The organism is Streptomyces sp. NPDC059696 (assembly GCF_042733745.1).
Classification (GTDB): domain Bacteria; phylum Actinomycetota; class Actinomycetes; order Streptomycetales; family Streptomycetaceae; genus Streptomyces.
Genome location: NZ_JBHWFG010000005.1, coordinates 150,287 through 176,457 on the forward strand (window position 1 = coordinate 150,287; position 26,171 = coordinate 176,457).

22 protein-coding genes are annotated in these 26,171 nt (G+C 73.5%); 10 read left to right on the plus strand and 12 right to left on the minus strand.

Translation table 11 applies throughout. The features are described 5' to 3' along the window. The first annotated feature begins 135 nt into the window (after nt 1–135). Genes ACFV20_RS07470 through ACFV20_RS07480 form a run of 3 tightly spaced genes read left to right on the plus strand, consistent with a single transcriptional unit; the run spans nt 136 to nt 5,191 of the window. On the plus strand, nt 136–1,629 hold the full coding sequence (locus tag ACFV20_RS07470) for an SCO6880 family protein (RefSeq protein ID WP_385653496.1): 1,494 nt from the start codon (nt 136–138) through the stop codon (nt 1,627–1,629). Next, on the plus strand, nt 1,626–3,389 hold the full coding sequence (locus ACFV20_RS07475; protein WP_385653499.1) for an ATP/GTP-binding protein: 1,764 nt from the start codon (nt 1,626–1,628) through the stop codon (nt 3,387–3,389). The genes ACFV20_RS07470 and ACFV20_RS07475 overlap by 4 nt, the downstream gene beginning before the upstream one ends. Beyond that, a complete protein-coding gene (locus ACFV20_RS07480) occupies nt 3,377–5,191 on the plus strand; it encodes a type IV secretory system conjugative DNA transfer family protein (RefSeq protein ID WP_385653501.1) in 1,815 nt (604 codons plus the stop codon). Before ACFV20_RS07475 ends, ACFV20_RS07480 begins: the two co-directional genes overlap by 13 nt. On the opposite strand, the gene ACFV20_RS07485 is transcribed toward ACFV20_RS07480, so the two are convergent. After that, on the minus strand, nt 5,097–6,377 hold the full coding sequence (locus ACFV20_RS07485) for a DUF418 domain-containing protein (protein ID WP_385653504.1): 1,281 nt from the start codon (nt 6,375–6,377) through the stop codon (nt 5,097–5,099). The genes ACFV20_RS07480 and ACFV20_RS07485 overlap by 95 nt on opposite strands. Then, nucleotides 6,374–6,766 (minus strand): hypothetical protein, encoded by a 393-nt coding sequence (locus ACFV20_RS07490; protein ID WP_385653507.1) that lies wholly within the window; start codon nt 6,764–6,766, stop codon nt 6,374–6,376. Before ACFV20_RS07490 ends, ACFV20_RS07485 begins: the two co-directional genes overlap by 4 nt. Before the next feature lie 135 nt (nt 6,767–6,901). Here ACFV20_RS07490 and ACFV20_RS07495 point away from each other — a divergent pair, with 135 nt between their 5' ends. The 3 genes from ACFV20_RS07495 to ACFV20_RS07505 all read left to right on the plus strand — a co-directional run bounded on the left by ACFV20_RS07495 (nt 6,902) and on the right by ACFV20_RS07505 (nt 9,608). Continuing rightward, nucleotides 6,902–7,966 (plus strand): NlpC/P60 family protein, encoded by a 1,065-nt coding sequence (locus tag ACFV20_RS07495; protein WP_385653509.1) that lies wholly within the window; start codon nt 6,902–6,904, stop codon nt 7,964–7,966. A 41-nt stretch (nt 7,967–8,007) separates the two neighbouring features. Then, nucleotides 8,008–8,493, plus strand: coding sequence for a DUF4913 domain-containing protein (locus ACFV20_RS07500; RefSeq protein ID WP_385653511.1), 486 nt, complete (start codon nt 8,008–8,010; stop codon nt 8,491–8,493). Nucleotides 8,494–8,669: 176 nt separating this feature from the next. Continuing rightward, on the plus strand, nt 8,670–9,608 hold the full coding sequence (locus ACFV20_RS07505) for a hypothetical protein (protein WP_385653514.1): 939 nt from the start codon (nt 8,670–8,672) through the stop codon (nt 9,606–9,608). 34 nt (nt 9,609–9,642) lie between these two features. On the opposite strand, the gene ACFV20_RS07510 is transcribed toward ACFV20_RS07505, so the two are convergent. After that, nucleotides 9,643–9,807: a hypothetical protein gene (locus tag ACFV20_RS07510; RefSeq protein WP_385653516.1), complete on the minus strand. Its 165-nt coding sequence runs from the start codon at nt 9,805–9,807 to the stop codon at nt 9,643–9,645. A gap of 202 nt (nt 9,808–10,009) precedes the next feature. Here ACFV20_RS07510 and ACFV20_RS07515 point away from each other — a divergent pair, with 202 nt between their 5' ends. Then, entirely contained in the window at nt 10,010–11,635 is a 1,626-nt protein-coding gene (locus tag ACFV20_RS07515; protein WP_385653519.1) for a glycosyl hydrolase, read from the plus strand. Nucleotides 11,636–11,753: 118 nt separating this feature from the next. On the opposite strand, the gene ACFV20_RS07520 is transcribed toward ACFV20_RS07515, so the two are convergent. After that, nucleotides 11,754–14,813: a BTAD domain-containing putative transcriptional regulator gene (locus ACFV20_RS07520; RefSeq protein WP_385653522.1), complete on the minus strand. Its 3,060-nt coding sequence runs from the start codon at nt 14,811–14,813 to the stop codon at nt 11,754–11,756. Between the two features lie 203 nt (nt 14,814–15,016). On the opposite strand from ACFV20_RS07520, the gene ACFV20_RS07525 reads away from it, so the two are divergent. After that, nucleotides 15,017–16,537 (plus strand): hypothetical protein, encoded by a 1,521-nt coding sequence (locus tag ACFV20_RS07525; protein WP_385653524.1) that lies wholly within the window; start codon nt 15,017–15,019, stop codon nt 16,535–16,537. Between the two features lie 11 nt (nt 16,538–16,548). Here the strand turns inward: ACFV20_RS07525 and ACFV20_RS07530 are convergent, their stop codons facing one another. The 8 genes from ACFV20_RS07530 to ACFV20_RS07565 all read right to left on the minus strand — a co-directional run bounded on the left by ACFV20_RS07530 (nt 16,549) and on the right by ACFV20_RS07565 (nt 24,044). Next, a complete protein-coding gene (locus ACFV20_RS07530; protein WP_385653527.1) occupies nt 16,549–18,213 on the minus strand; it encodes a serine/threonine-protein kinase in 1,665 nt (554 codons plus the stop codon). An 82-nt stretch (nt 18,214–18,295) separates the two neighbouring features. Then, nucleotides 18,296–19,684: a nucleobase:cation symporter-2 family protein gene (locus ACFV20_RS07535; RefSeq protein WP_385653529.1), complete on the minus strand. Its 1,389-nt coding sequence runs from the start codon at nt 19,682–19,684 to the stop codon at nt 18,296–18,298. A 266-nt stretch (nt 19,685–19,950) separates the two neighbouring features. Next, nucleotides 19,951–21,330 carry an 8-oxoguanine deaminase gene (locus ACFV20_RS07540; protein ID WP_385653532.1) on the minus strand — a complete coding sequence of 460 codons (1,380 nt, stop codon included), beginning with the start codon at nt 21,328–21,330 and terminating at the stop codon, nt 19,951–19,953. 118 nt (nt 21,331–21,448) lie between these two features. After that, complete coding sequence (gene pucL, locus ACFV20_RS07545; protein ID WP_385653535.1) at nt 21,449–22,372, minus strand: factor-independent urate hydroxylase; 924 nt, start codon at nt 22,370–22,372, stop codon at nt 21,449–21,451. 6 nt (nt 22,373–22,378) lie between these two features. Further along, nucleotides 22,379–22,777, minus strand: a complete 399-nt coding sequence (uraH, locus tag ACFV20_RS07550) for a hydroxyisourate hydrolase (RefSeq protein WP_385653537.1) — start codon at nt 22,775–22,777, stop codon at nt 22,379–22,381. A 4-nt stretch (nt 22,778–22,781) separates the two neighbouring features. Next, nucleotides 22,782–23,294 carry a 2-oxo-4-hydroxy-4-carboxy-5-ureidoimidazoline decarboxylase gene (gene uraD / locus ACFV20_RS07555; RefSeq protein WP_385653540.1) on the minus strand — a complete coding sequence of 171 codons (513 nt, stop codon included), beginning with the start codon at nt 23,292–23,294 and terminating at the stop codon, nt 22,782–22,784. A 133-nt stretch (nt 23,295–23,427) separates the two neighbouring features. Next, nucleotides 23,428–23,796, minus strand: coding sequence for a helix-turn-helix domain-containing protein (locus tag ACFV20_RS07560; protein WP_385653543.1), 369 nt, complete (start codon nt 23,794–23,796; stop codon nt 23,428–23,430). Further along, complete coding sequence (locus tag ACFV20_RS07565) at nt 23,793–24,044, minus strand: thiamine-binding protein (RefSeq protein WP_385653546.1); 252 nt, start codon at nt 24,042–24,044, stop codon at nt 23,793–23,795. Before ACFV20_RS07565 ends, ACFV20_RS07560 begins: the two co-directional genes overlap by 4 nt. 195 nt (nt 24,045–24,239) lie before the next feature. On the opposite strand from ACFV20_RS07565, the gene ACFV20_RS07570 reads away from it, so the two are divergent. Beyond that, on the plus strand, nt 24,240–25,061 hold the full coding sequence (locus tag ACFV20_RS07570) for a TIM barrel protein (protein WP_385653549.1): 822 nt from the start codon (nt 24,240–24,242) through the stop codon (nt 25,059–25,061). Nucleotides 25,062–25,086: 25 nt separating this feature from the next. Continuing rightward, nucleotides 25,087–25,977 carry a 2-hydroxy-3-oxopropionate reductase gene (locus ACFV20_RS07575; RefSeq protein ID WP_385653552.1) on the plus strand — a complete coding sequence of 297 codons (891 nt, stop codon included), beginning with the start codon at nt 25,087–25,089 and terminating at the stop codon, nt 25,975–25,977. Nucleotides 25,978–26,171: the final 194 nt, after the last annotated feature.

Below are 26,171 nucleotides of genomic sequence, written 5' to 3' on the forward strand. Positions count from 1 at the left end.
ATGCACCCCGATCGGCCGCCGGGCTCCCGATCCCCCCGCGGAGCCCGGCGGTCCCCGCCCCCTCAGTCGTCCCACCCGCGCCCGGCCCGTCACCGCACCGCTCCGGCGCACTCCACGAAGGGAGAACGAACCCCCATGTCCACGGAAGCCGTCACCCACCCGACCTACGGGAACTGGCGCCGTCCCCGGCGTCCCGGGCTCGGCCCGCTCGGTCTCGTCGGCACCTTCGGTGTCTTCGGCGGGCTGGTCCTCACACTGCTCGCGTCACTGATCTCGCTGTACGCGGCGATGGTGGTGGTCACCCCCATCGCGGTGCTCCTGGTCCCGCTCGCCGTCCGCACCCAGGACGGCCGCAACGTCTACCAGTTGATGGCCCTGCGCATCGGCTGGCGGCGGCGCAAGGCCAAGGGGGCGCACCTGTACGTCTCCGGGCCGCTGTCCGCCCGGCCCGGCGGCCGGTTCCGTCCGCCGGGGCTGCTCAACAAGGTGACCGCGACCGAGGGCCGGGACGCCTACGACCGCCCCTTCGGCGTGCTGCACCACCCGGGCCGCAACCTCTACACGATCGTGCTGGGCTGCGACCCGGACGGTGGCGCGCTCGTCGACCCCGACCAGGTGGACGTGTGGGTCGCGCTGTGGGGCGAGTGGCTGGCGCGGCTGTCCCACGAGCCCGGCCTGCGCGGCGCGTCGGTGATCGTGGAAACCGCACCCGACCCCGGCACCCGGCTCGCCCACGAGGTCCTGCCCCGCATCCGGGAGAACGCGCCGGCGGCGGCCCGGGCCGTGATGGAGGAGGTCGTCGAGCGGTATCCCACCGCGTCCTCCGAGATGCACACCTACGTCGCCCTCACCTACGGCGTGCCCGCCAACCAGCGGCGGAAGAAGGAGGACGTGATCACCGACCTCGCCATCCGCATCCCCGGCCTGCTCAGCGGCCTGGTGGCGGCGGGCGGCGGAGCGGCCGCCCCGCTGTCGGCGGAACGGATCGCGGAGGTCGTACGGGTGGCCTACGACCCGGCGGTCGCCGCCGACGTCCTCGACGCCCGGGCCCGGCACGGCGGCACGGGCCTGGAGTGGGAGGACGCCGGGCCCGCGGCCGCCGTCGAGACCGTGGGCAGCTATCAGCACGACTCGGGGGTCTCCCGGACCTGGCTGATGACGCTGGCGCCGCGCGGCACGGTCCGGTCCTCGGTGCTCCGCGGGATGCTGGAGGCGGCGCCCGGCACCCGGCGCAAGCGGGTCGCTCTGGTGTACCGGCCGATCGACCCGGCCACCTCGGCCCGGATCGTCGAGGCGGACCGGCGCAGCGCCCAGTTCATGGCGACGTCGGGCCGGGGCATGGTGCAGGCCCGCGCGGCCTCGGAGATGCGGGCGGCGGAGCAGACGGCGGCCGAGGAGGCGTCGGGCGCGGGGCTCGTGGAGTTCTCCGTCATGCTGACGGTCACCGTCGACACCATGGAGCAGCTCGCCGACGCAAGCGTCACCGTGCGCAATCTGACGGCCGCCTCCCGGGTGCTGATGCGGCCCGCGGACCGGATGCAGGCGGCGGCGTTCAGCTGCACGCTGCCCGCCGGGATCCTCCCGTGGGAGCAGACCCTCATCCCCCACGAGTTGCAGGAGGCGCTGTGAGCCGCCGCGAGGAGAGGCGGGCCGAACAGGCCGACCGGCTGGCCGAGTTGCGGGCGCGCGAGGAGCTGAGCGCGCTGCGCGCCGGAGCGGGGGCCGCCCCGCCGGCGGAGCCCGGGCAGGGTGCGGACGGCGGCGGGCGGGGCGGTGGCCGCACAGGCCGCAGGAAGCAGCGGGCGAGCGGGCGTCCCCGGGCGCGCGAGCTCTTCGTGCCGCCGCGCGGCTGGTACGGGCCCGGGGGCGGCCGGGTCGGCTATCTGGACCCGCCGACGATGTGGCGGGCCACCACGGTGCAGGCGTGCGGTATGTGGCCGTTCGCCGCGGGTTCCGGCTCGCCCATGACGGGCGTGCCGCTGGGACAGCACCTGTTCACCGGGGCCACGGTCTGCGGCGACCCCTTGAACTGGTTCACCCGGGCCCGCTACATCTCCAACCCCTCGCTGTTCATGCTCGGCATGCCGGGCCTGGGCAAGTCCACGCTGGTCAACCGCATGCTGATCGGCCTCTCCGCGACCGGGGTCGTGCCGCTGGTCCTCGGGGACCTCAAGCCCGACTACGCCGACACGGTGCGCGCCCTGGGCGGCCAGGTGATCTCCATCGGCCGCGGCCGGGGCGGCATCAACGTCCTCGACCCGGGTGCCATGGGCGCGGCGGCGGCCCGGATCGGCGGCGAGGCGGGCGAGGTGCTGAAGGCCGAGACGCACGGCCGGGTGCTGAACATGGTGGCCGCGCTGATCACCATCGTGCGCGGCCGGCCCATGGACGACCACGAGCAGTCGGTGCTCTCCGCCGTCCTGCACCACCTGCGCGAACGGACCCCGCAGGGCCGTACGGTGCTGCTGCCGGACGTGCTCAGGGTGCTCGCCGAGGGACCCGACCGGGTGCGCGCGGTCACCCTCGACCGGGGGGACGACGCCCGCTACCGGGACGCCGTCGACCCGCTGCACCGCTCCCTGCTGGGCATCCTCGACGGTCCGCTGGGCGACACGTTCGCCTCCGAGACCTCCACCCGCATCGACCCGGCCGCCCCGGCGGTGTGCATCGACATCTCCGGCATCGGTGAGGCCGACACCCAGCTGACCGCCGCCGCGATGCTCGCCGCCTGGTCCGACGGGCTGGGCACGGTGGCCGCCTCGCACGCGCTCGCGGACGCCGGTCTCGAGCCGCGGCGCTGGTTCTTCACGGTGCTCGACGAGTTGTGGCGCCCGCTGCGCGCCGCCTCCGGCATCGTCGACCGCATCGACGCGCTGACACGGCTGAACCGCTCCCTGGGCCTGGGGGACGCCAAGATCACCCACACGCTCAAGGACGCCGAGGCCCTCGGCACGGACGCCGACCGGGCCAAGGCCCGCGGGTTCGTGGAGCGGGCGGGCATGGTGGTGTGCGCGGGGCTGCCGAAGGCGGAGATGGAGGACCTGGGCAAGGTGGTGGGGCTGTCCCGGCGGGAGATCGAGCTCGTGTCGTCGTGGTCCTCCCCGCCCGGCTGGGGGGTGTCGGGAGAGCACGAGGAGCCGCCCGGGCGGGGCCGCTTCCTCATCAAGGTCGGCGGGCGCCCCGGCATCCCGATCAAGGTCGCGATCACCGACGCCGAACGCAGGCTGCACGACACCAACACCCGGTGGACGGCGAACGAGCGGGCCGCAGAGCAGCAACTCGCCCACACGGCCGCGCAGGTGGCCCGGGCCGCCCGGGACGGGGCCTACGCACTGCCCGGCACGCCCGACGGCCCGCCCGGGGGCGGGGCGGGGAGGTGGACCGCGTGAGGGCCCCGGGCACCGGCAGCGCCCACGAGCAACTGCCGTGGGCGATCGTGGCGCTCGCCGGGACCGGTCTGGTCATGTTCACCGTCGTCTGGTCCGGCGGGACCCTCGGGTCGGGGCTGACGGGCAACGGCTGGCAGGGCCCGCCGTTCGCCCTGTCCACGGTGACGCGGCTGGTCACCGGCGGGCCCGGCGGCCTGTGGCCCGGGACGCCGGCCGCAGCGCTCTACGCGGGCATGCTGGGGCTGCTGACGCTCGTCGCCCTGCCCGTCGCCCTGCTGACGCGTTCCCTGCTGGGCCGGGCCGGCCGCACCAAGGGCCTGGCCGGGCGGCGCGAACTCGCCGCCATGTGCCCCAAGGGCATCGAGGCCCGCGCCCGCGACCTGCGCCCCACCCTGCAGGGCCGTGACCGGCTCCACCCGGACGAGACCGGCAACCTCCTGGGCGATCTCCTGCCGAACGGGCCGGAGCTGCGCAGCAGCCACGAGGACGTGGAGCTGGACCTGATGGCGCCGCGGGCCGGCAAGTCCACCGGTATCGCGGTCCCCCGGGTGCTGCGCGCCCAGGGCGCGGTCCTGCTCACGTCCAACAAGTCGGACGTGTACGCCGTCACCCGCGCCGAACGCGAGAAGGCGGGCACGGTCTGGACGTTCGACCCGCAGGGCATCGCGCACACCCCGCGCGCCCTGTGGTGGGACCTGCTCGGCGAGTGCCACACCATCGAGGGCGCTCGGCGCATGGCCGGTCACTTCGTGGCGTCCGTCAACGACGACACCGCGAAGAAGGACTTCTGGATCTCGGCCGCCCAGAACACCCTCACGGCTCTCTTCCTGGCGGCGGCCCGCAGCGGGACCCCCCTGCCCGAACTGCTCGGCTGGCTCGCCGACCCCGCCGACCGCACCCCGGTCGACCTGCTGCGCGACGCCGGGCTCGTGGCGATGGCCGAGCAGTTGCAGGGCACCGTCCGCGGTGCGGTCGAGACCCGGGACGGCATCTACGAGACCGCCCGCCAGACGGTGTCCTGCCTGCTCGCCCCGGAGATCCTCGCCTGGGTCTCGCCCGACCCGCTGCTCCCGGAGTTCCGCCCCGACCGGCATGTCCTCGGCCGGGACACGCTCTACCTGCTCTCCAAGGACGGCGGCGGTTCCGCGGCCGGCGTCATCGCCGGGCTCGCGGACGCGACGATGCGGGCCGGTGTGGTCGCCGCCGAACGCATGGGCGGCCGGCTTGATCCGCCGCTGACCGCGGTCCTCGACGAGGCCGCCAACGTCTGCCGCATCTCCGATCTGCCCGACCTGTACTCGCACTTCGGCTCCCGTGGCATCAACGTCGTCACCCTGCTGCAGAGTTACCGCCAGGGGGCCCGCGTGTGGGGCGAGGTCGGCATGGACGCGCTGTGGAGCGCGGCGACGGTCAAGCTCCTCGGCGCCGGTCTGGACGACGCCGACTTCGTGCAGAAGATCTCCACGCTCGTCGGCCAGCACGACGTCCGCACCCCCACCGTCTCACGCGGCAAGGAGGGCACGTCCCGGTCGTACTCCTACCGCCAGGAGTCCGTTCTGCCGCCGGACCGCATCCGTGCCCTGCCCAAGGGCACGGCCCTGCTGCTCGCGACCGGCGTCAAGCCCGCGCTGATCCGGCTGCGGCCCTGGTACAAGGAGCCCGGCGCGGCGGGGATCTCGGCGGCGGCCAAGGCGGAGACGGCGGCCATCACGGAGCGGGCGGCACGGTGTCTGCCGGCTCCGCGCTCCGTCGCGGGTCCGGGGACCGGGACGCGGGGGGTGCCGCTGTCCAAGCGGGCTTAGTGACCGGCCGCGGTGGCCCTGCGGGGCGGCGGCCCAGTGTCAGGGCGCGCAGCACCCGCTCGGCCGGCCCGTACCGCGTCCGCGCCGACAGCCGTGCGCCGAGGGCGAGCTGGGCGGCGTGGAGCGGGACGCAGCCGGCCAGGACCGCCACCGTGCCGGCCCGGTCGTACAGCCCGAGCCCGTAGCCCGAGAAGACGCAGGCGAGGACGAGCGACTGGGTGAGGTAGTGGGTGAGTGCCGTGCGCCCGGCGGCGGCGAGCACACCGGCCGCCGCCGGCACGCGCGCCCCGGCCCGGCCCGTGAGCAGCAGGAGCAGACCGCAGGCGTACGACGTGGCGAGCGCCGGGGCGGTCAGGACGGTGACCGCCTGCCCGACGAGGAACCAACGGCCGTCCAGCGGTCCGCTCGCGCAAGCGGCGGCGGCCACACCACCGCCCAGACCGAGCGGCAGCAGGCGCAGGGCGGTCCGGCGCAGCCACACGCGGTCCTGTCCGCGCCGCTCGGCCAGCCGGGACTTCGCCGCGGCCAGCCCGCCCAGGAACGCGGCCAGCATGGCGGGCGCGTACAGCAGGTTCGTGCCGAGCACGGCCGGCAGGTCACGCAGGTGGGTGCGCAGCACCGAGGCGGCGTCCCCCCGGTACGCGGCGGCGCGCGCGGCGTCCCCGGGCGTGTACCAGGCGGTGGTGACCGGTTCGGTGAGGGCGACGGTCAGCAGCCCGTATCCGAGCAGCAGCGCCGCCAGGAGCAGCAGCAGCGCGGCCGCCACCCGCAGCAGGGCCCGCACGCCGAGGCCGCTCAGCCCGTACAGCACCAGCGCGAGGACGGCGTACGTCGTCAGGATGTCCCCCGGGTAGAGCAGGGCCGCGTGTGCCGCGCCCAGGACGAACAGGCCCGCCGTGCGCCGCAGATGGCGGGGGGCGAAGGCGGCACCGGCCCGGCGCGCGGACCGGGCCTGGAGAGCGAAGCTGTAGCCGAAGAGGAAGGAGAACAGGACGTAGAACTTGGCCGTGACCAGGGCGGTCACCGCCCACGCGGCGACGCGGTCCGCCCCCGACGCCCCGGGCCCCCGGCCGAAGACCGTGTACGGGCCCGCCATCAGCAGGGCGTTGACCACCAGGATGCCGAACAGGGCGAACCCGCGCAGTACATCGAGTTCGTCGATCCGCCGGGCGCGGGGCGGGCTCACCGCGCCGTCACGATCCCGGTGCCGAACGCCACGACGGCGGACAGGAACCATCCGAACGCCGGCGCCAGCAGATGGCGGGTCGTCCACAGTCTGGCCCGCGCCGGATGCCGGCGCGCATGGACCACCGGCACGCTGCCGCCGACCGGCGGCACTCCGCAGAGCGGCCCGAGCGGCCCGGGGTCGAGGACGAAGTCCCTGCCCAGGTGGTCGGAGAACACCACCAGCCCGCCGCGCCCGCCGTCCGTCGCCGCGCGTGCCGTCACCCGGCCCGTCACGCGCCGGCCGCGCGCCCACAGGAAGGCGGCCGTCACGAGCGCCCGGGCCGCGGCCAGCAGGCAGCCGAAGCCGAGTCCCGTGCACAGCGCGAGCAGCACCACTTGTGCGTTCACTTCAACCCCTTCGCCGGCGCCCTGCGGGCCACAACGGCCCACGGGGTGCCGCCGGTTCACCCCTTCCTTGAACCTCCGCGGGGCACGGGTCCGTTGTGCGGTTGCCCACGTGACCACGAAGGAGCCACGAACCGCATGACACAGAACCCGGGCGCGCACGGCCGCCGGACGGCGGCCGTCGTCACGCTGGCCCTGGCCCTGACGGCGACGCTCCACCCGCCCGCCGGCGCCGAACCGCAGACCCTCCCCGAGGTGCGGGCCGAACTCGACCGCCTCTACCACCGGGCCGAGGTCGCCACGGAGCAGTACAACGCGCTGGACGGCAAGATCACCCGGCAGGAGAAGCGCCTCGGCACGCTGCGGGCCCACGTGGCCTCGGCCGAGCGGAAACTGAGCCGTCTGACCGCGCTGGCCGGGGCGGCGGCCCGCTCCCAGTACCGCGGCGGAGGTGTCCCGGCCGAGGTGCAGTTCGCCCTGGCCCGCGATCCGGAACGCGCGCTGGACAACGCGTCCCTGGCCCGTCAGGCGCAGCTGGCCACCCGGCGGACGGTCGGCAGCCTGACCACGGCTCAGGAGGAACTGCGCACCCGCAGTGCCGCGGCGGGCGAGGAGCTGGGGCGGCTGCGGAGGAACCGCGGTTCCCTCGGCTCCCGGCGCAGGACGATCCAGTCACGCATCGACGAGGCCCGGAGGGTGGAGTCGCGGCTGGAGAACAGGCAGCGCCGGGAACTGGCCGCGCTGGAGCGGAGGGCCGCCGACCAGGCGCAGGCGGAGTGGGTGCGCACGGGTGTTCTCGACGGCGCCGGCACCGGCACCGGCACCGGCACTGGGGGCAGCACCGCGGGCAGCACCGCGGGCCGCGAGGCCGTCGCCTTCGCCCGGCGTGAACTGGGCAAGCCGTACGTCTGGGGCGCCGAGGGCCCCGGCTCCTACGACTGCTCCGGCCTCACCTCGCAGGCGTGGCTGAAGGCGGGCGTGCCGATCCCGCGCACCTCGCAGGAGCAGTGGCGCCGGCTGCCCCGCGTCCCGGTGACGAGGATGCGTCCCGGTGACCTGATCATCTACAACGCCGACGCGAGTCACGTCTCCCTCTACATCGGCGGCGGGCGGATGATCCACGCCCCCCGCCCGGGGCGGTACGTGACCGTGGCGCCGGCCGGGTCGATGGAGATCCTCGGGGTGGTGCGCCCCGACGCCTGACCACGTCCGCCACCGTTTCCACCCCTCAGCAGGAGATCGCCATGTCCACCACTCAGACGTCCCCCTCGGCCACCGGGGGCCGGGCCGGCCCGTCCTCCCCCGCGCCCGGTGAGGAGAAGCCCGCCCCGCCGCGCTTCATCCTCTACCTCGACGGCCCCGCGTACGCGCAGACGCTGCGCCAGCTGACCCTGTGGACGCACCACGTGCTGCTGCCGGTCTACGGCAGGGAGGTCAGTTCCCAGTCCCCCTGGTGCTCCGTCTGGTGGGAACACCCCGAGGCGGTCGCCCGGTTGCACGGGCTGTGGCTGGCCTGGGGCGATCTCACCGGGCCCGGCTCCGACATGACCGGACCGGCCGTCTGGCACCGCGACCACCTGTCGTCGGTCATGGACACCCTGCGCGACCCGCAGGGCCCGTTCGCGGGCTGCAAGCCCGGCATGCACCGGCCGAAGGCGGCACCCACCGTCGAGACGATGGATCCCTTCGGACCGCCGCCGCCTCCTGAGCCCCCGTCCCCGTGGTCATGACGGCCGCCGGGCGAACGCCCTTGCCCGGCCCGGCGCGTGCGGGGCGAAGGGGATGAACCGTCCACCCCCGCGGGCGCGTTGTGTTCGCGATCGGTTCGGTCATCCGGTCGGCGGCGCCGGTCCCGGCGCCGTCACAGGCTCACCAGGAGCGCTCACCTCCCGGAAGGAAGGGTGACATGGCAGGATCCCAACACTCGGACGACAGCGCCAATTCCAACGCCAGTTCCTACTCGTCCGTCAGGATCTCCGACGACGGAAGGCGGGCGCGGGCCCGGGTCTCCAGCGCGGCGGTCCCGGACGACGCGCCTCCGCTGTTCGCCAACGCGGGCACCGGCGTGTACGACCAGTCCAACAGGCAGTTCTACGCGGTCAACACGGACCAGCCGCAGGGGCGGCAGGTCGCGCGGTGGAGCAAGAGCGCGGCCGCGTGGGTCGCGGAGAACAAGTCCCGCATCGTGAAGGCACTGGTCGACGTCACACCGACGATCGTCCAGGGCGCCTCGTCCTTCACGTCGGGCCGGGCCGCGACGATCGTGAACGGCGTCGGCATCGCGGCGCAGGCCGGCGTGGCCGGCTACGAGCTCTACGGCCAGATGCAGCAGCACCGGGCGGGCGGCCATGTGGACCCGGTCCAGGTCGGTGCGAGCCTCGGCCGGCTGGCGTCGACGGCGCTGAACACCTACGCCGCCGTGGCCGACCAGGAGTCGTCGACCACCAAGATGGTCGGCGGAGCGGGTTCGTGGGTGGCCGGAGGGGCCACGATGACCGACATCGTGCACCACGCCCACACCGACCCGGGCCGGGTCGCGGACGACCCCGGCTACGAGATGTACGGGATGCACCACAACCCGATGCTCGGCAACCAGCCGGGACAGTATCCGCCCGGGTTCACCCCCACCCCGGCGCCGCCGTCCTCCCAGTCGTCCCTGTCGGCGCCGACCGGCAACACCCCGGCCGCCCCCGCACCGGCCCGGAACACACCGGCCAACAACACCCCGGCCGGGAACTTCGGTCCGGCCACCGGCAGCTCCACCGGACGCAGCAGCACGCAGCCCGCGGAGGCACAACTGTCCAAGAAGGCACAGGGCAAGAAGCCGGTCGGCCGCGGCCGCTAGGCGACGACCGCACCGCCGGCCAGGCGCACGCCGATCAGATGCGCGCGGGCCACGTGCGCGCCGGCCATGTGCACGAGCCGGTCGATGCCGCCAGGCGCACGCCGGCCAGGTGCGCGCGGGCCAGGTGCACACCGGCCAGGTACATGCCGGCCAGGTGGGCGCGGGCCAGGTGCACACCGGCCAGGTACATGCCGGCCAAGTGCAGGCGGCCGCTTCCTCCGGGAGGCGGCCGTCGTGCCGTCGTCGGCCGGGCCGGCCGAACCGCCGCTCCCGGCACGCCCGTTGTCGCCTTCTGTCCGGTCCGGGGGGCACGCCCTCTCCCCCGCCCACAGCCCCACCCCCACCACCCCCAGTAGAGAGGACGGCCATGACGTACGTCCCCCCGGCGGGAGGCGCAGTCCATGCGTAGACCGCTCCTGCGCCCCCGCACCGCGTTCCTGCTCGCGCTGCTCCTGGTCGTGGCCGGTGTCACCGGCACCGCGCTGCTGATCCAGGACCAGCGCCCGGACGGCGTGAGCATCGCGGGGACACCGGCCGCCGGCGTCGGCTCCCCCGAGCACACCGTCACCTTCCGCAACACGACGGACCACCGCGTCTGGATCGGCAGCACGGTCAACGCCGACGGTTCGGCCCCGCTCACCGGGCTGCCCACGCTGGACCCGGGCGCGTCGGCCACGGTCACGATCCCCGAGCACTCCGGTGCCAGGCACTGGCGCGGCAAGTTCTTCGCCCGCGAGGGCTGCACCGGCGAGGAGGGAAGCACGTTCCACTGCGCCGTAGGCGACTGCGGCCCCTACGCCGACCGGTGCTCGACCGGCGAACAGCCCACCGGACTGGCCGAGTTCAACTTCGACCCGAAGGACGGCGCGGCTCCCTGGTACAACGTCAGTTACGTCAACGCCGTCGCGTCGCCGGTCACCATCACGCCGGACGGCGTGACGCCGCCCCGGTCGGGCGAGTGCGCGCCGGCCGGGTGTGCCACGGACCTGCTGGCCGCCTGCCCGGCCGACGACCTGGTCAAGGACGGCGCCACCGGCAGGCCCCTGGTGTGCGTCAACCCGAACCGGGACGCCAGGACGCCCTACAGTGACGCGCTCGCCGCGCGCTGCCCGACGGCGTACAGCTGGTCGAAGCACGACACCGAACAGGGAAACCAGGTCGTGTACCAGTGCCGGGAGTGCACGGGCCTGACCGTCACCTTCCACGGCACCGGGGACGGCGCCGTGGAAGGCGACGGTGCCGGCGCACCCCGGCCCGGCCCCGCCGTCACCGAGCGGCCCGGCAGCGGCGGCACCCCGGCGGCCCCCCGCAAGGGCGTCGGCCTGAACTCCGTCGCGGGCGCCTCCGAGGCCCTGGCCGACTCCGGTTCGTCCTGGTACTACAACTGGGCCTCCTCCCCCGACGGCGTCACCGGCACCACCGGCGCCGAGTTCGTCCCGATGATCTGGGGGCCGGGCTCGGTGACCGACGCCGAACTGGGGCAGGCCGCCCGGACGGGGAAGGCCCTCCTGGGCTTCAACGAGCCGGACCATCCGGACCAGGCCGACCTGTCACCCGAGCAGGCCCTCGACCTGTGGCCCCGGCTGGAGTCCACCGGCCTGCGGCTGGGCGCGCCCGCGGTCGCCTCCGGCGCGGACGTGCCGGGCGGCTGGCTGGACCGGTTCATGACCGGGGCCGAACAGCGGGGCCTGCGGGTCGACTTCATCCCCCTGCACTGGTACGGCGCGGACTTCGGGCCCGGTGCGGCCGACCAGCTGCGCGGATATCTGCAGGCCGTCCACGACCGCTACAAGAAGCCGGTCTGGCTCACGGAGTACGCCCTGACCGACTTCTCCGGGTCCGCCCCGCGCTACCCGAGCGAGCAGGAGCAGACCGACTTCGTCCGGTCCTCCACGGAGATGCTGGGCAAGCTGGACTTCGTCGAGCGGTACGCCTGGTTCGCGCTGTCGAAGGAGACCAGCCCGACGGGTCTGTACGACGGGGCGGTGCCCGGCGCGAGCGGGCGGGTCTACCGGGAGGTCCGCTGAGGAACCGCCCGGCGGTGAGGACGGCTCGCCCGCGCTGAACCGTCCTCACCCCCGCACGCGTTGTGCGGATGCCTGCCGGCACACCGCCGGCGGGCCTCACCCCCGAAGGAGAGTCATGTCAGGCGGTCCGTCTCGGCGCGGCCTCCCGGGCGCGCACGTCCGCCGGGCCGTCCGGCAGACGGTCGAGCCGCTGACGGACCTGCTCGGCGTCCGGGTGGCCGAACTCCGCGAAGATCGCGAGGGCGTGCCGCCAGCTCGCCCGGGCCGCCTCCGGCTCTCCGCCGTCGAGGTGGACGTCTCCGAGGTGGCCCAGCGTGTGGCCCTCGCCCCACCGGTTGCCGATGTCCCGGTGGGTCTCGAGCGCCCGGCGGTAGTGGCCGACGGACTCGCCGTGGCGGCCGAGCCGGTGGTGGATCGTGCCGAGGATGTCGAGGGTGACGCCCTCGACCCAGCGGTTGCCGGCCGCCCGCAGGACGACCAGCGCCCGTTGCAGACAGTCGAGGGCCTCGTCGTACCGCCCCATCCGCTGGTAGGCGTCGCCCAGGTTGCTCAGGGCGATGCCCTCGCCCCAGACGTTGCCCGCGATGCGGTCGAGGGCCAGCCCGCGGCGGACGTACTCGACGGCTTCGCGGAGCCGGCCAGCGTGCAGGTAGGCGTCGCCCAGATTGGCGATCACCGAGGCCCTGGCCTCCCTGTCCCCGAGTTCCCGGCTCAGCTCCAGCGCCTGGTGCAGGTGCTCGACGGCCTCGTCGAACCGGCCGGCGTTGCGCAGCGCGGCGGCCGTGTCGGACAGGCCCTGGGCGACCCCCTCCCGGTCCCCGGCGGCACGGGCGGCGGCCAGACCCGTCCGTGCGGTGTCCAGCCAGTCGTGCACGTGGCTGCGGAGGTAGAAGAACCCCCACAGGACGGCGGGCAGTCGCCAGGCGGTGCCGGTGTGCCCGGCCTGGGCGGCCTGGTGCACGGCGACGATCAGGTTGGGGCGTTCGGTCTCGCACCAGTCCAGTGCCCGTTCGTGCGTGGTGAACTCCAGCGGGCGGCAGTCCTGCGGGCGCGGCTCCAGCCGGATGCGACGGCGGCTGGGGGTGATGTGCGGGTAGGCCGCGTCGGCGGTGTGCAGGTACCAGGTCAGCGACCGGTGCAGCGCCAGATCCCGCTCCTGCGGGGTCTCCTCCACGTCCACGCGTTCGGCGGCGTACACACGGAGCAGGTCGTGCAGGGTGTAGCGCCCCGGGAAGTGCTCGGTGAGCAGGTGGGCACGGGTCAGTTCGGTGAGGAGCCCCCGCGCCTCACGCGGGGCGAGTCCGGCGAGGGCGGCGGCCGCCGGCGCGGAGATGTCGGGCCCCGCGTGCAGGCCCAGGAGCCGGAACAGACGCGCGGCCGGAGCGGACAGTGCCTTGTAGGACCAGGAGAAGACGGCCCGCACATCGGTGGTGATGTCGTCGCCGCCGGTGAAGGCGTCCAGGCTGCCGTGGCTTTCGCTCACCTCGTCGGCGATGGCGCTGAGCGGGAACCCGGGGTGGGCGCAGGCGTGCGCGGCGACGATGGCGAGGGCCAGCGGCAGGCGCCCGCACTGTGCGACGATCTCGTCCGCGGCGCGCGGTTCCGCGGCCAGCCGGTCGCTGCCGAGGCGCCGGGCCAGCAGGTCGTGCGCCTCGTCCGCGGAGAGCTGGTCCAGCGTCAGGGGGTGCGCCCCCTCGCCGGCGACCAGCCCCGTGAGCCGGTTGCGGCTGGTGACGATGACCAGGCAGCCCGGGGACCCGGGCAGCAGCGGCCGCACCTGTTCGGTGTCGCGGGCGTTGTCGAGCAGGATCAGCACCCTGCGGCCGGCCAGCAGGCTGCGGTACAGCGCGACCTGGGCGTCGAGGCCGGCGGGTATGCGCATCGGCGGCACGCCGAGCGCGTCGAGGAAGCCGCGTACCGCTTCGTCCGGTACCAGCGCGGAGCCGGTGGGGTCGAATCCGCGCAGATTGACGTAGAGCTGACCACCGGGGAACCGGTCGGCGACGCGGTGGGCCCAGTGCACGGCCAGGGTCGACTTGCCGATCCCGCCCATGCCGCCGATCGCGCTGATCACCACCGTCGACGGGACGCTGCCGTCCTGGGGCAACAGGGCCCCGATCCGCTCGAGTTCAAGATCACGCCCGGCGAACGTCGGCAGGTCCGCGGGCAGTTGGGCGGGGCGGGCCGGCTGGAACGCCGGGGCCCGCGGGTCGGCGGGGCCCGAGCGGGCCGCGTCGTCCGGCGCCGCACCTCCCGCCGTCGCACCGTCGGCCGTGGGGCCGTCGGTCGTGGGGCCGTCGACCGTCGGCCCGTCCTCCGGTGCGGCGCCGGGCGGTTCCGCCCGTACGGACGGGCCGGCCTGCCCGGGCACCGCCGGAGCGGGATGCCGGGCCGGGTGCGGCATCAGGGCCGGGTCGGCGGCCAGGATGCGGTCGTGCAGGTCCCGGAGCGACAGCCCGGGTTCGACGCCCAGTTCCGCCACCAGGGCGGCGCGTGTCCCGCGGTAGGCGGCCAGCGCCTCGGCCTGCCGTCCCGAGCGGTACAGGGCGAGCATGAGCAGACGGGACAACTCCTCACGCAGGGGGTGCCGGACGGTGAGCGGGAACAGCTCGGCGATCACCTCGTGGTGGCGCCCGAGTGCGATGTCGGCGTCCAGCCGGGCCTCCAGCGCGGCCAGCCACTCCTCGTCCAGCCAGGAGCGCGCCGTCTCGGGGAGGGGGCCCGGAAGTCCGGTCAGTGCGGCGCCCCGCCAGCCGTCGAGCGCGTCGTGCAGCAGGTCGGCGGCGCCGGACACGTCGCCCGCGGCGCGCGCCTTCTTCGCCCGCGCGACCCGCGACTGGAACACGGCGAGGTCCAGGCCCCCGTCCGGAACCCGCAGCAGGTATCCGTCACCGACGGAGACGAGCACCCGGGGCTGCCCGTCCGGGCCGCGATCGGGTTCCAGCACCTTGCGCAGGCGCGACACGTAGGTCCGCAGCACGGACACGGCGGCAGCGGGCGGCTCCTCTCCCCAGACGGCGTCGATGAGTTCGCCGAGCGGCAGGGGGCGCCCGCGTCGTAAGAGGAGCGCCGCCAGCACCACCCTCTGCTGCGGCGAGCCGAGGTCGAGTTCCCGCTCCCCGCGCCATGCCCGGACCGGCCCCAGCACAGCGAAACGGAAGGTATTCACGTAGTCCACGTTCGGACTCTAGTGCGCACCCGCTCCGGAACGCGCACTGCAGCGGAACATGCCGTTCCGTCACCCGTCACCGCTGACGTGCCGCTCCTCCCCCTTTTCACCTGCGCGTTGAACCGCGGACGCCCCGTGTCCGTTGCGTACGCGGGCACCGCCGAGACCGCCCCGGCCGGGCGACCGGCCGGGAACAGCAGAGAGGAACGCCGATGAGCCCGGGCCAAGAGGAAGCCGACGAGCAGGTCACCGTGGGCGAAGACGCCGCACGGCGGAGCCCGTTCGAGCCGTCCCCGCACTTCACGGTGGTCATCTCCGGTGACGGATCGGCCGCCGTCGACGGTGAACCGGTGCCGGTCGTGGAGGGATCGACGGTCGACGCCGCGATCCTCGACCTCCTGCACGGACACGCACGTGACCTGGACACCGCCGTCACGGCGGCGATCTCCGATCCCGGCGCCGGGTACGTGGCGCACGTCGAGGTCTTCCCGGACGGATCCAGCGCGCTGCGGCAGCAAGAGGAGGCGGCGGCGGGTTCGGTGCCGCCCCTCGTCCATGAGGCCGCCGCCCCTGCCGCCCCCGTCGGGCCGGGCGTCGCAGCGCCGGCCGGGAGCGCGGGCCCCGCGTCCGCCGAGGAGGACCGGGCCGATCCTGACGACGTCGACGAGGCGTCCTACACGCTGCCCGACCCCGAAGGCCCCCCGGCCACCCGCCCCGGGCCACAGCCCGAGGAGCTTCAGGACGTCGGACCACAACCCGACGGGGCACGGGCCGCCCGCCCCGTGCCGGGCCCCGCGCCCGCGCCCGCTCCCGCTCGCCGGCCCGGCTCCCGTCAGTCGGACGACGAGTTCGACGGGCCGGGCCTGCTCGGCAGGCCCCTGGTCGTCGGGCCGGTGGCGCTCGGTGTGGCCGCACTCGTCATCGTGCCGCTGGTGATCCTGGGCAGCGGCGGTTCCGGCGACGGCGGAAACCGGGAGGAGACCGCCGCGCGTGCGGGCGGCTCGCCGTCGGCCTCGGCCTCACCGGCCCTGTCACCGTCCTCGCTGCCGATCCCGCCCCCGCCCGCCTCTCCCTCGGCCGAGGACAAGGGCAAGGGCAAGGGCAAAGGGGACAAGGGCAAGGAGGGGAGCGGCACGAAGCCGGAGCCGAAGGACACCTCGGGGGCGCAGGGCGCGGGCGAGGTCACCGTCACCGTCACGGCCAGGCCCCCGGCGGCCACCACCACCGTCACCGCCGAGCCCCCGCAGGACACCGCGGCCAGTGCCGTGAAGCGGCTCGCCGCGAGCGACCCCTCCGGACGGCACATCTGCTACCGCGCGTACGTCTCCGGGCAGGGCTGGCAGAAGCCGGTGTGCGACGGCACGATGGCCGGCACATCGGGCCGGAACCGGCCGATCAAGGCCCTCAACATCGCGGTGCACGGCGTCGGCGGATCCGCCGCCAACGCCTTCCGGCACGCGGCGAAGCCGGTCGACGGCCGCGGCGAGTGGCAGCCCAGCTGGACGGCCGTCACCGGCGACGGCCGGAACTTCACCATCGGCAGCTCGAAGCGGAACGCGCCGAACATGCTGGGCTTCGCGATGAACGTCGGCACCGGCGAGATCTGCAACACCGTCCGCCTGCGCGGCCACGACTGGGGCGGACGGGTGTGCAGCAAGCCCCGCCCGGACTTCACCTTCGGCGGCACCCTGGACAACGACGTCTGGCTGGAGGCCGTGAAGCTCACCGTGTGACGGCGCGGCGGTCACGTCGCCGCACGGCGCCAGATCGTCAGGTCCAATGTGAGGGCGGCGAGTTCCGGCAGCGCGGTCGACTTCGTCTGGACCGTGAGCAGGGCGATGTCCCCGGACTTGTGCTTGACGCAGATCTGGCCTCCCACCGGCACCGAGGCCAGCGTCCAGCGGCGCCGGTCGGCGTGCGCCAGCATGAGCCGGCACTCGTCCAGGGAGACCGCCTCGTCGGTGAACATCTGGACGAAGACACTGGTGTCGCTCTCCACCGCGCATCCGGCGCTCTCGCAGTCGAAGCGGATGTCGCCCTCGCGGTCGTCGCGCTGGAACGGCTCCTGGAAGCTCAGCGAGCTCTTCGCGTCCAGCCTCTGGAGAACCCGGCCGATGGGGCGCGGCGTTCCGGAGGCGGTCGGGGAGGGCTGCGAGGCCCATGGTGTCCGGCCCTCGGCGTCCGCGCCCGCCCCGGAGGCCGAGGGCGACGGCGACGACGCGTCCGAGGGCGTGGAGGCGTCCGACGATCGTCCGGACCTGTCCGGATCCGGTGTCGCCGGTGCGCCGGCCACCCAGTCGCGGAACCGGTCCCCCGCGTCCTGGACGGTCCACAGCAGGCCGCCCAGCGCCATCACCCCGGCCGTCACGGCCGCGGTGACGACCAGCGCGGTGCGCCGGCGTCGTGCCCGCCGCTCCCCGGGCCCGTCCGGCAGGGGCTGGGGCCGGGTGAGGACCAGCGGCCGGGGCTCGACGCGCGTGGGTGCGGACCGACTCGTGGGAGTGGAGAGCGGGGACGGGACCGTCGGCTCCGGTCCCGTGACGTCCCGCCACACGGCGGGGCCCGCGCCCGCGTCGGCGTCCGCGCCCAGGCGCTGCCGGCACCAGTCGACGATCTCCGCCAGATCCGCGCGGTCCTCCGGGTCGGCGGCCAGGCACCGGGCGAACAGCGGCCGCAGCTGCTCGGGCAGCACGGACAGGTCGGCCCGGTCGTGCACGATCCGGTACAGCACACCGACCGCTGAGCCCTCCCCGTACAGCGGGCGGCCGAGCGCGGCGAACGCGGCCGTCTGGCCCAGCGCGAAGACGTCGGTCGCCGCCGTGACCTCTCCCGCGGACGCCTGCTCGGGAGCCATGAAGTGGGGTGTGCCGACGGCGGCGCCGGTGACGGTGTACGAGGTGAAGTCGGCGGCCAGCGAGATGCCGAAGTCGATCACGCGGGGCCCGTCGGCGGCGAGCAGCACGTTGGACGGCTTGAGGTCGCGGTGCACGAGGCCGGCGGCGTGGACGGCCTGGAGCGCCTCGGCCACCCCGGCGACGAGCCACAGCACCGCGGGGACGGGCAGCGGTCCCCGCCGGGCGACGGCGTCGGTCAGGGACGGGCCGGGTACGTACAGCGTGGCCGCCCAGGGCGGTGTGCCGTCGGCGTCGGCGTCGATGAGCTCGGCGGTGTAGGCGCCCCGGACCCGGCGGGCCGCCTCCACCTCCCGGCGGAACCGCCGCCGGAATTCAGGGTCGTCGGCCAGTTCCGGCCGTACCACCTTGATCGCCACCGGCCGGCCGCCCTGTGTGTGCGACAGGTAGACCCGCCCCATGCCACCCGCGCCGAGCCGGGCGGCGAGGCGGTATCCGGCCACCACGGGCGGATCGTCCGCCCGCAACGGCTGGAACACCTCGGTCGCGTGGTTCATCGGCCCGTCTCCCCCTCGTCCCCTGATCCCCCGGTCAACCCTGAGTTGACCAAGGCAGAAGCCTAAGCGGAGTCGGGCGGCCTCAGGACGCGGCCGGGGCCTTGGGGGTGGTCGCGAGTTCCTCGCCCGCCTCCATCGGGTGGGTCACGTCGTGGGCGTCGCGGGCGCTCTTGCCCAGGTGGTTGAAGACCAGGTTGAGCAGCACCGCCGCCACACAGCCCGTGGAGATGCCGGAGTCCAGGACGATGCGGGCCGTCTCCGGGAAGGCGTGGTAGAACTCCGGGGCCGTGATGGGGATGATGCCGACGGCCAGGGAGACGGCCACGATCAGGACGTTGTTATCCCTGTCCAGGGCGGCCCGGACCAGGGTCTGGATGCCGCTGGCGGCGACCGAGCCGAACAGGACGACGCCCGCCCCGCCGAGCACCGGGCGCGGTACGACGGCGATCAGCGAGGCCGCCATCGGGCACAGGCCCATCAGCACCAGGAAGCCGCCGCCCGCGGCGACGACGTACCGGCTGCGGATCTTCGTCATGGCGACCAGGCCGATGTTCTGTGCGAAGGCGCTGCACATGAAGCCGTTGAAGAGGGGGCTGATCGCCGAGCCGAGGGTGTCGGCGCGCAGGCCGGCCGCGATGGTCCGCTCGTCGGCCGGGCGTTCGACGATCTCGCCCAGCGCCAGCATGTCGGCGGTCGATTCGGTCATCGACACGACCATCACCACGCACATCGAGATGATCGCGGCGAGCTGGAACTGCGGGGCGCCGAAGTGGAACGGGGTGGGGAAGCCGACGACGGCCGCGTCCGCGACGGGGGCGAAGTCCGTGGCGCCGAACGGGATCGCGATGAGTGTGCCGATCACGAGGCCGAGCAGCACGGCGATCTGCTTGACGAAGCCCGTGGTGAAGCGGCGCAGCAGCAGGACGATCAGCAGGGTGACGGCGGCGAGACCCAGGTTGGTCGCCGAACCGTAGTCGTGGGCCGCCGGGTTCGGTCCCTGTGCCCAGCCGAAGGCGACCGGCAGCAGCGATATGCCGATGAGGGTGATGACCGTGCCGGTCACCACGGGCGGGAAGAAGCGGATGGCCTTGCAGAAGACGGGGGCGGCGAGGAAGCCGAGGAGTCCGGCGACGATGACCGCGCCGAAGATGATCGGCAGGGCGTCGGACTTGTCCGCCGTGGAGGCGACGATCGCGGTCATCGGGGCGACACCGGCGAAGGTGACGCCGTTGACGAACGGCAGCCGGGCGCCGATCTTCCAGATGCCGAGGGTCTGCAGGAAGGTGGCGAGGCCCGCGGTGAACAGGCAGGCGCCGGTGAGGAAGGTCAGGTCGCGGGCGGAGAGGCCGATGGCCGCGCCGACGATCAGGGGCGGGGCGACGACTCCGGCGTACATGGCGGCCACGTGCTGCAGGCCGGTCGTCGCCATCTTGAGCGCGGGGAGTTTTTCGTCAACGGGGTGGTCGGCCACGGCGGCGTCCCTCCGGTCGGTTACACGGCTGCGCCGAGCGGCGGCCGTGGGTGTCAGGGAGGTGGTGCGGGTGGGCTGAGGTACCTCCCCGCTCGAGCGGAGCCGAGAGCCTGGGGGAGGGACCGGACATGCGGCGGACGGCGTGAGTGGCCGTTCCGGGGCGCGCGCGTTCACGTGCGCGCCCCGGAGACGACCGCCGTGAACCCCGCTCGGGTGCACGGCCACCGGCCGGGAGCCGTCCCTCCCGGCCGGAGTCATCCGGGTGGTCAGGCCTCGGCGGCGATCTTCGCCAGCCGTCGGGCCTCGTCCCGCGTGGCGCGGGCGATGGCGTCCTCGTCGGCCGTGAGGAGCCGTCCGTCCTCGACGATCTGCCGGCCGTTCACGAAGGAGGCGGTGACCGGGGCGGCCGCGCCGAAGACCAGGGCGGTCACCGGGTCGGCGATGGAGGCGTGGGCGAGCGTGTCCAGCTTCCACAGCACGAGGTCGGCGAGCTTGCCGGGCTCCAGGGAGCCGGTCTCCGCCGCCCGGCCGAGGACCTGGGCGCCGCCGTACGTGCCGAGGCGCAGGGCCTGACGGGCGTTCAGGGCGGCCTCCTTGTGGCCGCCGAGGCGGTTGATGAGGAGGGCGTTGCGCAGCTCGGTGTGGAGCTCGCCGGACTCGTTGGATGCGGTGCCGTCGACGCCGAGCCCGACGGGGACGCCCGCGGCGAGCATGTCGGGGACCCGGGCGATGCCGGCCGCGAGACGGGCGTTGGAGGACGGGCAGTGGGCGACGCCGGTGCGGGACCGGGCGAAGGCGGCGATGTCGGAGTCGTTCATGTGGACGCAGTGCGCCATCCACACGTCCTCGCCGAGCCAGCCGGTGGACTCGAAGTAGTCGGTCGGGCCCATGCCGAACAGTTCGTGGCAGAACTTCTCCTCCTCCACGGTCTCCGAGCCGTGGGTGTGCAGCCGGACGCCGAGGCGGCGGGCCAACTGGGCGCCGTCGCGCAGCAGTTCGGTGGAGACGGAGAAGGGGGAGCAGGGCGCGACGGCGACCTGGGTCATGGCGTCGAAGGAGGGGTCGTGGTGCCGGCGCACGGTCTCCTCGGTGGCCGCGAGCGCACCGTCGAGGGTCTCCACGGCGAAGTCCGGGGGCAGGCCGCCGTCCTTCTCGCTGCGGTCCATGGAGCCGCGGGCGAGGGTGAAGCGGACGCCCATGTCGCGGGCGGCGCCGATGATCGCGCCGGAGAGGTCGCCGGAGCCCCGCGGGAAGACGTAGTGGTGGTCCATGGCGGTGGTGACACCGCCGCGGGCCATCATCGCCAGCGAGCCCTGGGCGGCGGCGCGGACCATGGGCTCGTCGATGCGCGCCCAGGTGGGGTAGAGCGCGACGAGCCAGTTGAAGAGGTTGTGGTCCGTGGCCAGGCCACGGGTGATCCACTGGTAGAAGTGGTGGTGGGTGTTGATCAGGCCGGGGGTCACGAGGTGACCGGTGGCGTCGATACGGCGTACGACGTTCTCCAGGCCCTCGGGTGCCGCGCCCGCGCCGAGCGACTCGATGCGGTTGCCGACGAGGACGATGTGCCCGGAGGCGTACTCCGTGTCGTGTCCGTCGACGGTCGCGATCGCACAGTTCTCGATGACGATGCGCCGCTGTGCTGCCATGGTTCGTCCCTTTTCACGAAGTGTGCTGAATTGGAGAGGGCACGGCAGGACCCCGGGAGTTTTGAGTGCCGTGGCCGGGAGGAGGGTTCCCCGGCCACGGGTGCCGAAAGGGGGAGCGTCAGAGGTTGGTGAGGTCCTCGGGGATCTTCGCCTCGCAGCCGTCCCTGAGGATCGTCGCCTCGATCAGGCCGTAGGGGCGGTCGGCGGCGTAGTACACCTCATTGTCGTTCTTCAGCCCGAACGGCTCCAGGTCGACCAGGAAGTGGTGCTTGTTCGGGAGGGAGAAGCGGACCTCGTCGATCTCGCTGCGGTGGTTGATGATCCGCGCGCCCATCTGGTACAGCGTCTGCTGCAGCGAGAGGGAGTAGGTCTCGGCGAAGGCCTGGAGCATGTGCTTCCTCACCTGCTCGTAGGACTTCTCCCAGTTCGGCATGCGCTGCTCGTCGTCGGTCCAGTTGAACCGCCAGCGGCCGGAGACCTCGGTGGCCAGGATGCGGTCGTAGGCCTCCTTCAGCGTGGTGTACCTGTCCTTGACGTAACCCCAGAACTCGGAGTTGGTCGAGTTCATCACGACCAGGTCCTTGAGGCCGGAGACGACCTCCCACGACGAGCCGTCATAGGTGATCTGGGTCAGCCGGACCTCCTGGCCCTTGCGGACGAAGGAGTGCTTGACCTCGTCGGCGCCGATGAACTGCGAGTTGGCGTCGGAGGCCTCGATCCGCTCCCAGGCGTACTCCTCGATGCGGATCCGGGCCCGGTGGATGGGCTCCTGGCTGGTGACGAAGTGCCGGGCGAGGTGGATGCCGAACTGCTCGGCCGACTCGATGCCGTGCTCCTTGGCGAACGCGTACACCGTGTTCTTGGTGGTGTCGGTCGGCAGGACGTGGGCGTTCGAGCCGGAGTAGTGGACCTCGTCCATGTCGCCGCTCAGCGCGACGGAGACGTTGAGGTCCTTGATGTGGTGGGTGGCGCCGTCCCGCGTGATCTTGACGACTCGGTTCTCGGCCTTGCCGTACTGGTTCTGTCCCAGAATGGTGGGCATCTGTAGCTAGCTCCCTCGGTATACGGAGTAGCCGAACGGGTTGAGCAGCAGCGGTACGTGGTAGTGCTCACCGGCCTCGACGGCGAAAGTGATGGCCACCTCCGGAAAGAACGCACCGCTGTCCCGATTCGCGGGGGCGTCCTGCTGCGCATCGGCTTGCTGGTTCGCAGATTTCTCGAAGTACGGCTCGACGGCGAAGTCGAGCCGTACGTGGGTGGTGCCCTCCGGCAGCGCCGGGAGGTCCTTGCACCGGCCGTCCGCGTCGGTGGCGGAGCCGCCGAGCTCCTGCCAGGCCGCCTCGCGGCCCGCGCGGGCGGAGAGGTGGACGGCGACGCCTTCGGCGGGCCGGCCGACGCTGGTGTCCAGGATGTGCGTGGACACGGAGGCGGTGGTGCTGGTGCTCATGGGGTCAGGCTTCCTCTTCGACGAGCCGGGCGAGGCGGATGCGGTTGATCTTCCCCAGTTCGCTGCGGACGATCTCCCGCTCCCGCTCCGGTGTGTTGCCGATCCGTTCTCTGACCGCGTCGCGCATCTGCTCGCCGGTCCGGCCGGTGGCGCAGATCAGGAAGACATGGCCGAACTTCTCCTGGTAGGCGAGGTTCAGCTCCAGCATCTCCGCCTTGAGCGCGTCGGAGGCGCCGGCCATGCCGCGCTGCTCCCGGGCCGAGGTGGGGTCGCCGGGCTCGGGGCGGCCGATGGGCGGGTGGCCGGCCATCGCCTCGTCGAGGTCCGCGGCCGTCAGGTCGGCCATGGCGGCGTCGCTCGCGGCGTACAGGTCCTCGCAGGTGGCGTAGGGGCGGGCGGCCAGCAGGCGCTTCGCCCACGCCGTGGCGGCGCACGCCTCGTGGAGGGCGGTGAAGGCCGCGTGCTCCTCGAGGGTGTTGAACCGGGTCAGGCCCGGCGGCGTGGAAGTGGACGTCACGGGAGCCTCCGTGGCCGGATTCGGCCTTCGTGCTGAACGGGCGTGCCGATAGCTAACGCCTTCCCGCGACAGCCCGTCAACAGTTTGTTGAAAATTCTGTGGCGCGAAACCGGACCGATACACGCGCGGCCGGTCAGGCCCCCTTCTCGCGGTTGAGGTAGTTGTAGACCGTGAAGCGGCTGACGCCGAGGGCGCTCGCCACCGTCTCCACCCCGTGGCGTACGGAGAAGGCGCCGCGCGCCTCAAGTATCCGCACGACCTCCTGCTTGGCCCGGCGGTCGAGATCGGCCAGCGGCATCCCCTTGCGGCGCTCCATGGCGGCCAGGATGTGATCGAGGGAGTCGGCGAGCTGGGGCAGCCGTACGGCGACGGCGTCCCGGCCCTCCCAGGTCAGGACGACGTCGTCGGGGCCGGCCTCGTCGGGCGGGATCATCTCGCCGCCCATGGCGTCGACCAGGGGTTTCACGGCCGCGATGAACGGCTCGTCCCCGGCGCCGCTCACGCCCCCGCCTCCTCGACCACGTTGATCTGGAGCGAGACGCGGGTGGCACCGGCCTTCAGGGTCCTGCGCAGCAGGGCGTCCACGGCGGTGAGCACCGCGTCGGCACCGCCCTCCGCGGTGTTGCCGAACGGGCCCACGTCCACGGCGTCCAGCTCGGCACTCTCCACGACCTCGCGGGCCACCACCGCGTGCGCGGGCGCCTCGTCCAGGTCGAACGGCTCGGTCGTGAACTCCACTCTCAGTCGCACGCGCTCAACCTAACGCGCGGGACGGACTTTCCGGCAGCCCCTCTTGACAGCCCTCGCACCCCACGGGCAATCTTCCGTTAAGCAGAAACATGATTCCGCAATACGGAAACACAGACTCCCGAAGGCAAGCACCACCGAAGGCAAGCACCACCGAAGGCGAGCACCGCCGAAGACAAGGAAGGGAGCGCCGCCCCGATGGGATTCGCAGACCAGCGCTTCAACGTCAACCTGTCGATCCTCTTCACGGAGCTCCCCCTCCTGGAGCGTCCCGCCGCCGCGGCGGCGGCGGGCTTCACCGCGGTCGAGCTGTGGTGGCCCTGGGTCGACGCGCCCGTCCCCGAGCGGTCCGAGCTCGACGCCCTGAAGCGTGCGATCGAGGACGCCGGCGTCCGGCTGACCGGCCTGAACTTCTACGCCGGGCAGCTCCCGGGCCCGGACCGCGGCGCCCTGTCCCTGCCCGGCGAGGAGTCGGAGCGGTTCCGCGCCAACATCGACGTGGCGGCCGGCTTCGCCGCCTCCCTGGGCTGCACGGCACTCAACGCGCTGTACGGCAACCGCGTCGAGGGCGTGGACCCGGCCGAGCAGGACGCGCTCGCGCTGGAGAACCTGGTGCTGGCGGCCCGGGCCGCCGACCGGATCGGCGCGACCCTGCTGATCGAGGCGCTGAACAAGCCCGAGTCGCCGCTGTACCCGCTGGTGTCCGCGCCCGCCGCCGTCGAGGTCGTCGACCAGGTCAACGAGGCGACGGGGCTCGGCAACGCGCGCTTCCTCATGGACCTCTACCACCTGTCCATGAACGGCGAGGACCTGCCGGCGGTGATCGAGCGGTACACCCCGAAGACCGGGCACGTCCAGATCGCCGACAACCCGGGCCGCGGAGCGCCCGGCACGGGCTCGCTGCCCCTCGAAGACCTCCTCGACCAGCTGAAGAAGGCGGGTTACGACGGCTGGGTCGGCCTCGAGTACAAGCCGGGCGACCGCCCGAGCGCCGAGGCCTTCGACTGGCTGTCCCGCTGACCCCGTATCCGAAAGGCACCCCATCATGAGCACACTCCCCAAGGTCGCCTGGATCGGACTCGGCATCATGGGCTCCCCCATGTCCGAGAACCTGATCAAGGCGGGTTACCAGGTCACCGGCTACACGCTGGAGCAGGACAAGCTGGACCGCCTGGCCGCCGCCGGCGGCACCGCGGCCGGTTCGATCGCCGAGGCCGTCAAGGACGCCGACGTCGTCATCACGATGGTCCCGGCCTCCCCGCAGGTCGAGGCCATCGCCTACGGCCCCGACGGCATCCTGGAGAACGCGCGGTCCGGCGCGCTGCTGATCGACATGTCCTCGATCACCCCGCAGACCTCGGTCGACCTGGCGAAGGCGGCGAAGGACAAGGGCATCCGCGTCCTGGACGCCCCGGTGTCCGGCGGCGAGGCCGGTGCCATCGAGGCCGTGCTGTCCATCATGGTCGGCGGTGAGCAGGCCGACTTCGACACCGCGAAGCCGATCCTGGAAGCGCTCGGCAAGACCATCGTGCTGTGCGGCCCGCACGGCTCCGGCCAGACCGTGAAGGCCGCCAACCAGCTGATCGTCGCCGTGAACATCCAGGCGTGCGCCGAGGCCGTGGTGTTCCTGGAGAAGTCCGGCGTGGATCTGAAGGCGGCCCTGGACGTCCTGAACGGCGGGCTCGCCGGCTCCACCGTGCTGACCCGCAAGAAGGACAACTTCCTCGGCCGGGACTTCAAGCCGGGCTTCCGGATCGACCTGCACCACAAGGACATGGGCATCGTCACCGACGCCGCCCGCAATGTCGGCGCGGCCCTGCCCGTCGGCGCGGTGGTCGCCCAGCTGGTCGCGAGCCTGCGGGCGCAGGGCGACGGGGGCCTGGACCACTCGGCGCTGCTGCGCGCCGTGGAGCGGCTCTCCGGCGCCCGGGTCTGACGCCGCCCGACCCTCGTGACCCCGGGGGTCCCCGATCCCCGGGCGGCGCCGCCGCTGACACCTGTCCTGTCGCGCCCAAGGCGGCGGCGCCGCCCGGAACCAGCCATGCCCACCGCTTCAACAAACTGTTGACGCTCCGCTCGCCCCGACCCTAGGCTCCACAAAGCGGAAAACTGTTTCCGCTGCCCTCTCGT

Coding starts and splice junctions, on each gene's coding strand:
- ACFV20_RS07495 (WP_385653509.1), top strand. CDS start 6,902: ATGACACAGAACCCGGGCGCGCACGGCCGCCGGACGGCGGCCGTCGTC.
- ACFV20_RS07570 (WP_385653549.1), top strand. CDS start 24,240: ATGGGATTCGCAGACCAGCGCTTCAACGTCAACCTGTCGATCCTCTTC.
- ACFV20_RS07530 (WP_385653527.1), bottom strand. CDS start 18,213: ATGAACCACGCGACCGAGGTGTTCCAGCCGTTGCGGGCGGACGATCCG.
- ACFV20_RS07575 (WP_385653552.1), top strand. CDS start 25,087: ATGAGCACACTCCCCAAGGTCGCCTGGATCGGACTCGGCATCATGGGC.
- ACFV20_RS07515 (WP_385653519.1), top strand. CDS start 10,010: ATGCGTAGACCGCTCCTGCGCCCCCGCACCGCGTTCCTGCTCGCGCTG.
- ACFV20_RS07540 (WP_385653532.1), bottom strand. CDS start 21,330: ATGGCAGCACAGCGGCGCATCGTCATCGAGAACTGTGCGATCGCGACC.
- pucL (WP_385653535.1), bottom strand. CDS start 22,372: ATGCCCACCATTCTGGGACAGAACCAGTACGGCAAGGCCGAGAACCGA.
- ACFV20_RS07500 (WP_385653511.1), top strand. CDS start 8,008: ATGTCCACCACTCAGACGTCCCCCTCGGCCACCGGGGGCCGGGCCGGC.
- ACFV20_RS07525 (WP_385653524.1), top strand. CDS start 15,017: ATGAGCCCGGGCCAAGAGGAAGCCGACGAGCAGGTCACCGTGGGCGAA.
- ACFV20_RS07505 (WP_385653514.1), top strand. CDS start 8,670: ATGGCAGGATCCCAACACTCGGACGACAGCGCCAATTCCAACGCCAGT.
- uraH (WP_385653537.1), bottom strand. CDS start 22,777: ATGAGCACCAGCACCACCGCCTCCGTGTCCACGCACATCCTGGACACC.
- ACFV20_RS07470 (WP_385653496.1), top strand. CDS start 136: ATGTCCACGGAAGCCGTCACCCACCCGACCTACGGGAACTGGCGCCGT.